At 66.5% G+C, this 7,670-nt stretch carries 7 protein-coding genes and 1 tRNA gene; 3 read left to right on the forward strand and 5 right to left on the reverse strand.

Annotated elements, in window-relative coordinates; all coding sequences use genetic code 11:
* Positions 1-102 precede the first annotated feature (102 nt).
* Positions 103-549 carry a DsrE family protein gene (locus F622_RS0102105; RefSeq protein ID WP_019567945.1) on the reverse strand — a complete coding sequence of 149 codons (447 nt, stop codon included), beginning with the start codon at positions 547-549 and terminating at the stop codon, positions 103-105.
* A 193-nt stretch (positions 550-742) separates the two neighbouring features.
* A complete protein-coding gene (locus tag F622_RS0102110; protein ID WP_019571232.1) occupies positions 743-1,606 on the reverse strand; it encodes a DMT family transporter in 864 nt (287 codons plus the stop codon).
* Positions 1,607-1,682: 76 nt separating this feature from the next.
* On the opposite strand from F622_RS0102110, the gene F622_RS0102115 reads away from it, so the two are divergent.
* Positions 1,683-2,591, forward strand: coding sequence for an NAD(P)-dependent oxidoreductase (locus F622_RS0102115; RefSeq protein WP_019571233.1), 909 nt, complete (start codon positions 1,683-1,685; stop codon positions 2,589-2,591).
* Between the two features lie 17 nt (positions 2,592-2,608).
* Here F622_RS0102115 and F622_RS0102120 read toward each other — a convergent pair whose 3' ends face one another.
* The 3 genes from F622_RS0102120 to F622_RS0102130 all read right to left on the reverse strand — a co-directional run bounded on the left by F622_RS0102120 (position 2,609) and on the right by F622_RS0102130 (position 6,636).
* On the reverse strand, positions 2,609-3,910 hold the full coding sequence (locus tag F622_RS0102120) for an NRAMP family divalent metal transporter (RefSeq protein ID WP_018168575.1): 1,302 nt from the start codon (positions 3,908-3,910) through the stop codon (positions 2,609-2,611).
* Positions 3,911-4,151: 241 nt separating this feature from the next.
* Positions 4,152-5,705 carry a membrane-bound lytic murein transglycosylase MltF gene (gene mltF / locus F622_RS0102125; protein ID WP_019571234.1) on the reverse strand — a complete coding sequence of 518 codons (1,554 nt, stop codon included), beginning with the start codon at positions 5,703-5,705 and terminating at the stop codon, positions 4,152-4,154.
* Positions 5,706-5,775: 70 nt separating this feature from the next.
* Positions 5,776-6,636: a diiron oxygenase gene (locus F622_RS0102130; protein ID WP_019571235.1), complete on the reverse strand. Its 861-nt coding sequence runs from the start codon at positions 6,634-6,636 to the stop codon at positions 5,776-5,778.
* A gap of 111 nt (positions 6,637-6,747) precedes the next feature.
* Here F622_RS0102130 and F622_RS0102135 point away from each other — a divergent pair, with 111 nt between their 5' ends.
* Together F622_RS0102135 and F622_RS0102140 are read left to right on the forward strand one after the other, a co-directional pair.
* On the forward strand, positions 6,748-7,077 hold the full coding sequence (locus F622_RS0102135; RefSeq protein WP_018144371.1) for a DUF1820 family protein: 330 nt from the start codon (positions 6,748-6,750) through the stop codon (positions 7,075-7,077).
* Between the two features lie 96 nt (positions 7,078-7,173).
* Positions 7,174-7,264, forward strand: a tRNA-Ser gene (locus tag F622_RS0102140).
* Positions 7,265-7,670: the final 406 nt, after the last annotated feature.

A 7,670-nucleotide genomic window follows, 5' to 3' on the forward strand; every position in this document is an offset into this window, starting at 1 on the left:
TTACGAGTGGAGTCTAGTTGCACAAAGAAAAGGGCCCAGGAGACCCGGGCCCGAAGCGACGACCGGGAGATGGCGGTCGCCGCGGTGCTTGCCGCAGGGGTATTACGGACGCACGTAGGTGTAGCCCTGCTGCTGCAGGTGCGACAGGTGGGCCACGCCGCTCGGGATGATGTCGTCCTCGGAGGCGTCGTAGAGATCGTTGGCAACATCGATGTTCCGGCCAACGACGGTGTTGTTGCACACCTGGAAGTTCACGTCCTGCATCTTCAGCTGATCGACGAAGGCCTTCAGGTCCTCGTTCGACTTGGCGTGCTGCAGCAGGCTGAGCCCGTTGCCGTGCATCACGACCTTGATGCTCATGCGGTCGGCGCCCACGGCGTTGATGTGGTTCTGGATGTTGCGCATCGCGCCGATCTGCCGCTGTTCGTTGTCGTGGTTCACGTGATAGACGACTTTCTGTTCGGAGTAGCCGTTGTCGGCGAGGGCGGCACCCGGCAGGGCGAATACGGCGGCGGCCATGGCCAGCGGAAGGATGAAGCGTTTTTTCATGATCGGGCTCCTGCGTTTGTTCCCGTGTTTTGTTTTCGATACGCCGGGGGCGTATGTCGCGTTGCAATCAGAGACCGGATCCAGGCGGCGTCCATGCCTCTGGTGTCCGGTTATTGGGTAAGACGGGAACCGTTGGCGATTATTCCGATCAAATACAAGATAAGCATTTGATATAAAGTCGAAAATTAGAATATTAGAGTGAGCTTTTTTGGTGCATGCCCCAGGTTGCATGCACGGCCAGGGTGAGCAGGACCAAGCCGCCGGCCAGTAGCGTGAGGGTGCCGGGGGCCTCGGCCAGGAACAGCCAGACCCAGAGGGTGCCGAACACCGCCTCCAGCACCAGGAACAGGGCCACCTCGCCGGCCGGCAGAAAGCGGGTCGACAGGGCGATCAGGGTCAGCGCCAGCGGGAGTTGGAGGAGGCCCATGATCGCCAGGACCGCGAGGCTGTCGAGCCCGATCGCGAGTGGCGTCGCCAGCGGCCATGCGATCAGCGCGGCCAGCATCCCGCCCGCCGCGATCACGGCCAGACGGTCCACCCGGGGCGAGCGGCGCAGCAGGGTCAGGTTGATGCCGACCACCAGGGCCGCCAGCAGCGCCAGGGCGTCGCCCAGCCAGCCCCCGGCCTCCAGCGAGCCGGCCAACACCCCGCCGATCCCGCCGATAGCGATCAGCATGGCGATCCAGGTCCGCAGCGGCACCCATTCGCGCAGCAGCAGTCCGGAGAACACGGCCGCGAACAGCGGCGAGGCCGCCAGGATGACCACCACGTTGGCGACCGTGGTGTGCAGGATGGCGAGCACGAACAGGATGGTGGTCGCCGCGAATCCGGCCGCCACCCAGCCGGCATCGCGCCCGCCCAGTCGCAGGTGGGTCCAGGCCCAGCGCCCGTCGAGGATCCGCAGCAGCAGGGTCAGGGCGAGGGCCATCAGCAACCCGCGCCAGAAGACGATATCCATGCCCTGGGTGTTGGCCAGGCGCACCAGCAGTCCGTCGAAGCTGAGCGCCATCACGCCGGTGAAGGCGAGCAGGGAGCCGTGCAGGTGTTCGCGTTGCATGATCCGGTTCACCCTCCATGTGCCGCTTTTCCAGCGGGGTTGTTACAGTGCGTGGGTACCGTTTTCGGAGTGCCGTATGTCCGCATCCCAGATCCCGCCCGAACTGCAGCCGATCGGGGCCATTGGCCTCGGCATCATGGGGGCACCCATGAATCGCAACCTCCTCGCCGCCGGGGCCGACGTCCAGGTTTGGGCGCGCCGGCCGAAGACGGCGGAAGCACTCGCGCAGGATGGGGCGCAGCCATGCACGAGCCTCCCGGAGCTGGTTCGCGGCGTGCGGGTGCTGGTGCTGAATGTCTCCGATACGCCGGATGTCGAGGCGCTGATGCTGGGGCCGGACGGGGTCCTGGAGCACGCCCGTCCCGGACTGATCGTGATCGATCACAGCACCATCGACCCGATGCGTACCCGCGCCATCGCCCGCGCGGCTGCCGAACGCGAGGTGACCTTCGTGGATGCCCCGGTTTCGGGCGGGGAGCCGGGCGCGCGGGCCGGGACCCTGAGCCTGATGGTGGGCGGGCCGGTCGATGTTGTCGAGAGGCTGCGACCGATCTTCGAGGTGGTGGGCTCTACCCTGACCCACGTGGGCGACAGCGGCGCGGGGCAGATCGCCAAGGCCTGCAACCAGCTGGTGGTGGGCGAGACCCTGGTCGCGGTGGGCGAGGCCTTTGCCCTGGCGGAGCAGTCCGGTGTCGACCCGGCGCGGGTGCGCGAGGCGCTGATGGGCGGGTTTGCCTCCTCGCGCATCCTGGAAGTGCACGGGCAGCGCCTGCTGGACGGCGACTTCGAGCCCGGGTTCCAGGTCGGCCTGTACCACAAGGATCTGGGGATCATCGCCGATCTGAGCCGCGACCTCGGGCTGGCGACGGAGGGGCTCACGCCTGTGCGCGAGGCCGTGGATGCGGCGCTCGAGGCCGGACAGGCGCGGCACGACGTGGCCATCCTGGCGCGATTCTGTGTGCGTGCCAGCGAACCGGCTGCCTGACGAGCTGCCCCGGCGCTTCAGAGCCCGAAGCGCCAGACCAGCCAGGCCAGCGAGAACCCGCCGAGGAAGACGAGGCCGGCCCAGGCCAGGCCACGCAGGCCGGGACCCGGTTTCGCGGCGGCCGGCACGTCCGGTGACATCACCGCGCGGAAGGTGAGCCAGGCGAGGATCGGAGCGGACAGGAACGACAGGGTGGTGGCGATGTCGACGAAGCGCGTGAACTGCTCGCCGGCCAGCCAGATCAGGGCCAGCGCTCCGGCCGCGACGATCAGCAGGGCGATGCGATAGCCCCACCAGTCCAGCCCGCGCTCGCCCCGGGGGGCGGGTTCCATGTCCTGCGCCTGGTGGCCGTTCTCTCGCAGGGTGCGGATGATCGCCATGATGACCCGCGGATAGGCGTCGGTGACCGCCAGGGTGGTGGAGAACATGGTGGTCAGTGCCGCGATGGCGATCAGGGATCGGCTCCACTCGCCCAGGCTGTGGGCGTAGAGATCCACCAGCTGCGCCGAAAAGGCGGCGGCCCCCGGGGCGAAACCGACGCCGGTGCCGTACATCAGCAATGCCCCCAGCAGCATGAATGCAAGCGCCAGCAGGGTCGCCCCGAGGTAGCCCAGGCGGAAGTCGAAGACCGCCTCGCGCACGCTGGGATGGTGCCCGGTCATGCGGGCGCGTTCCTGGGTCCAGACCGAGTGCCAGGCGGCGACATCCAGCGGGATCGGCATCCAGCCGAGCAAGGCCAGAACGAAGGCCAATCCGGCCAGGGTCCACAGGTTCGACCATTCCGGTGCGCCGGATAGGGCCTGCCAGTCCGGCGCTTCCTGAAAGGCGAGCGCGACGGCGACGACGGTGGAGATGCTCAGGGCAGCCATGATGACCTTCATGCCCAGGTCCAGGCCCTTGTAGGCCTCGATCATCAGGAACCCGATACAGGCGGCCAGGATCAGCGCGGACAGTGCGACCATCGACAGGTCCAGCCCGAACACCAGCGCGAACAGGCCTGCGGTGGTCAGCGTCACTACGGCCTGAATGATGAACAGCGTCCCCAGGGTGACGGCGATATAGAGTCCCAGGGCCCAGTTGCCAAGGCGGTGGTAGCCGGTGAGCAGGTTGTGTCCGGTGGCCGCGGCGTAGCGCGGGCCGAATTCCAGGAAGGGGTACTTGAACAGGCAGGCCAGCAGCACGATCGGGATCAGCAGCAGACCGTATTCGGCCCCGCCCCGGGTGGCCTGGACCAGATGCGAGACGCCCACCGCCGCTCCGGCCATCAGCAGGCCCGGTCCGATGGCGGCGCGCAGGGAGGCGCGGGTGGTAGCGGTCATGGGCCTGGGTCCGGGGGTAAGGGTGTGGGGGTACGGATTCTAGGGAAACACTGATCAATGTACACGTGCGTTTGGGTGTCCCATGTTCCCGATCCTGCCTCGGTTCTGATGGATGGACAGCGGATCGCAGGACGCCAAGGCCCGCACAGCGCGCCTTGTCTCGAGAAACTTGGGGATCAACGCGACTCATCAGCGTCGCCCAGGGAAGACGAGGGCGTGCCCTGACCGCGCCCGCCACGCTTCAGAGCGATAGCGGGACGCGACGGTAGACTTGCGGTGCGTTGGGGATATGGTCGCTGCTTGCGGGGAAGCGCTGGATCAACTTGTCGTAATAGCTGCGAATGTTCTGCACGTAGAGCACCGGCTCCCAGCCGCGGGCGTAGCCATAGCGGGTTTGCTCATGCCATTCGCGTTCCGCCAGGCGTGGCAGCCACTGCATTACGTCCAGCCAGCGATCCGGATCGTCGCCGTTGGCGTCGGCCAGACGCCGGGCGTCATGCAGGTGTCCCAGACCGACGTTGTAGGCCGCCAGCGTCATCCAGGTGCGATCCGGTTCCGGGATGCGTTCCGGTAGACGCTCACGCAGGTCCAGCAGATAGCGGGTGCCGCCGTCGACGCTGGATGCAGGGTCGGTGCGGTCCTCGACGCCGAGGCCGGACGCGGTGTTCTGGGTCAGCATCATCAGCCCGCGCACCCCGGTGGGGGAGATGGCCTCCGCGTTCCAGTGAGACTCCTGGTAGGCCACGGCGGCGATGAAGCGCCAGTCCAGGCCGTATTCGGCGCCGGCGCGTTCGAACAGGCCGCGAAAGCGATCCAGCTGGCTATCCACGCGCCGGGCGAAGGTCAGGGCGTCCACCAGGTCGTGGGTCTCCAGATGGCCCAGGTAGCGGTCGATCATCAGTTCCAGGTCACGGTTCCCTCGCAGGCGGTCAATGTAGGCCTCCGCCGCGTCGATCAGGCTGCGGTCGAAGCCGGCCGGGAACAGCCAGGTGACGGCCACCCCGCGCTCGAATTCATAGGCGGTACGCAGATCGGGATGCAAGCGTTGCAGCCGGCCGAACTCCAGGGAGCTCATCAGGGCATAGTCGATTTGGCCCGCGGCCAATGCCTGGCGTTGCGCTTCGGCGGTCCCGATGGGTACCAGCTCGACCGGCGGGTCTCGCGGCTCGTACCCGAGGGTCTCGAACAGGCCCGGATTCGGGGTCTCGGACTCCGGATCCCCTGCTCGGACCGATACCTGTTGCCTCGCCGCGTCGGCGTGGGCCAGATGGGCCCGCAGGCGTTCCGGCAGCGGCGACTGTGCGGTGAGTCCGAGTCGGGTTCCGGCGGGCAGGCTGGCGAGCGCGGGCAGTGCAGCGGTGGATTCGTTGCCGCGCCAGAAGGCGAGAACCTGCTGGATGGCGAGGATCTCCGGACCGCGTTCGATCGTCGGTTCATCGGGGTCGACCAGCAGCCCGGCGGCCAGGTCCGCCCGGTGTTCGCGCAGGCGGCGGTGGGCCTCGGCGGCGGTCTCCACGCGGGTTACGCGAATGCGCGTGCCCAGTTCCTTCGCGAAGCCATGCAGCAGGGCCAGTTCCAGTTGGTCGTGGCCATTAGTGGCCGCCAGCTCCGAGCGCCCCAAAGGCGCTTCGACCAGCACTACCTGCAGTTCCTCGCGGAAGGTCAATTGCTGCAGGGCCGAGGGCGGCTGGAACCAGACCCGCAGGCCGATCATCACCAGCAATACGATGAACACGCCGAGCTCGATCTGGCGCCAGGTCGAACTCGGGGGGCGAAGGTGGAGGTGCGGGAACATGACCCGATGATACCCAATCGGCCGTGCAGGCAGTGCTAGCCGACGACCGGCGCAGGGCGAGATGGTGACCCTATCGCCAGTTCAGGACCAGGCCCTGGGCGCGGAGGATCTGCAGTGCGGGGTCGACACAGGTATCGATGAAGGCGGCCCGGCGTGGGTTGTCGCGCGCCAGACGGCGGTAGTGAGGGCCCGCGGGCAGGCCCGCGAGCTGGTAGATATCCGCCGTGGGGTAGTAGAAGGCGTGCACGAACTGGCGGAACACCCGCCGCATCAGCGGGCGATAGGCCGCCTTCTGCCAGGCCGGAAGGGTATCCAGGTAGCTTTCCAGCGTGTCGCGGGCATGTGCCATGTGGCGCGCTTCGTCGATCATGTGGGTGGAGACGACGTCATGCACCGTGGGGCTGATCTGGTCGCGGCGCTGGTGGATCAGGCGGTTCATCCGGTCCGGGACCTCCTCGCCGATCATCACCGCGATCCAGAAGATCGAGGACTCGAAGGGGGCAAAGCGGCCGACCAGGGTGGCGAGCTTGGGTTTCGGGAAGCGCCGTTCCGGCAGCTCCAGCCCGCTGCGGCGCATGAACTCGATGAACATCAGGCTGTGACCGGCCTCTTCACGCAGCTCATGCAGGCGGTAGTTCAGCCGGTCCAGGCGGCCGGTCGAGTGCATGGAGATGCGCGAGATGCGCTCCATGAACAGGCCTTCCAGCCACAGCGCGCCACTGATGAAATAGAGAAATTCGTACTGCGATAGGCGCCGCTTCTGCTCGCCCGACAGCGCGGAATATTCCGGCGTGCCGAACAGCGAGATGGCCTCTTCCGGGATCCAGTAGTCCTCCGAAGACAGCGCATCCCAGCGAATCCGCGTGAGCGGATCCTGGTACGGCGAGCTGTTGCGGCTCAAATGATCGAGCAGCTCCTGGGAGGAATTCATCGTTGGCGTGCCGGGACCCATGCGGATAACGCCCGGAATCATACCGACTCTGGCGCTCCGGACCAACGCCAACCCGTTGCAATCTGCGGTTGCTCCCCCATGATGGAGCCCATGGACAAGAATCTGCGGTACCGAATCAATTTCCTGAACAACGGAAAAACGTACGAGCTGTACGCCCGTGACGTTTACCAGGACGAGCTTTACGGTTTCGTCACCATCGAGGGCCTGCTGTTCGGCGAACGCACACAGGTGGTGGTGGACCCCTCGGAGGAGCGCTTGCGCACCGAGTTCGAGGGTGTGGAGCGCTTCCATGTGCCGATGCATGCGTTGATCCGGATCGACGAGGTCACGGCAGTGGGTACCCCGCGCATTCACGATGCGGGAACTGCCGGGGGCAATGTGCACGCCTTTCCCGGTCTGCCGGGCAAGGGCGGTTCCTGATCCCGCAAGCTGCTGTTTTTCGTCCCCTCCATTGCGCCGCTGCCGCGCCTGGTTTAGGATTCCGCGCTTCGTGACCGTCCAGCGGTTGCGGAAAACGGAGAGGTGGCCGAGCGGTCGAAGGCGCACGCCTGGAAAGTGTGTATACGGTAACCCCGTATCGAGGGTTCGAATCCCTCCCTCTCCGCCAGATTCAAGCAAAGGGGCCAGGTTGGCCCCTTTTGCATTTCCAGCCCCTGGCGTATCGGGATTCGAACCCTCGATCGATCGAGATGATGGTTCGACCGGTGGCGCGAAGCGACACCGGAACGCCGAAGCAGCGCGGAGGCGGCCCGGAGGGCGGCGACCACGTCGCCGTAATCCCTCCCTCTCCGCCAGATTCAAGCAAAGGGGCCCGAGTGGCCCCTTTTGCATTTTTGGCCTCGGGGATCCTGCTTGCCGGCTAGTGGCTGGTCCTGGTTCGGCATCCGGTGTTTACGGTGGCTTCGGTCCGCCGCCTGCCAGGCGCTCTCTCGCGAGCGCACCGCGAGGTACTTCTTTGCTCGTGCAAAGAAGTACCCAAGAAACACGCCCGACTGCCGCGACCCCGGCCCGCG

It is taken from the genome of Thioalkalivibrio sp. ALMg3 (assembly GCF_000381225.1).
Taxonomy (GTDB): Bacteria; Pseudomonadota; Gammaproteobacteria; order Ectothiorhodospirales; family Ectothiorhodospiraceae; genus Thioalkalivibrio; species Thioalkalivibrio versutus.

What these genes read in the sequence shown, in the direction of transcription:
- F622_RS0102105 (WP_019567945.1), bottom strand. Translation starts at nt 549, where the DNA reads ATGAAAAAACGCTTCATCCTTCCGCTGGCCATGGCCGCCGCCGTATTC.
- F622_RS0102110 (WP_019571232.1), bottom strand. Translation starts at nt 1,606, where the DNA reads ATGCAACGCGAACACCTGCACGGCTCCCTGCTCGCCTTCACCGGCGTG.
- F622_RS0102115 (WP_019571233.1), top strand. Translation starts at nt 1,683, where the DNA reads ATGTCCGCATCCCAGATCCCGCCCGAACTGCAGCCGATCGGGGCCATT.
- F622_RS0102120 (WP_018168575.1), bottom strand. Translation starts at nt 3,910, where the DNA reads ATGACCGCTACCACCCGCGCCTCCCTGCGCGCCGCCATCGGACCGGGC.
- mltF (WP_019571234.1), bottom strand. Translation starts at nt 5,705, where the DNA reads ATGTTCCCGCACCTCCACCTTCGCCCCCCGAGTTCGACCTGGCGCCAG.
- F622_RS0102130 (WP_019571235.1), bottom strand. Translation starts at nt 6,636, where the DNA reads ATGAATTCCTCCCAGGAGCTGCTCGATCATTTGAGCCGCAACAGCTCG.
- F622_RS0102135 (WP_018144371.1), top strand. Translation starts at nt 6,748, where the DNA reads ATGGACAAGAATCTGCGGTACCGAATCAATTTCCTGAACAACGGAAAA.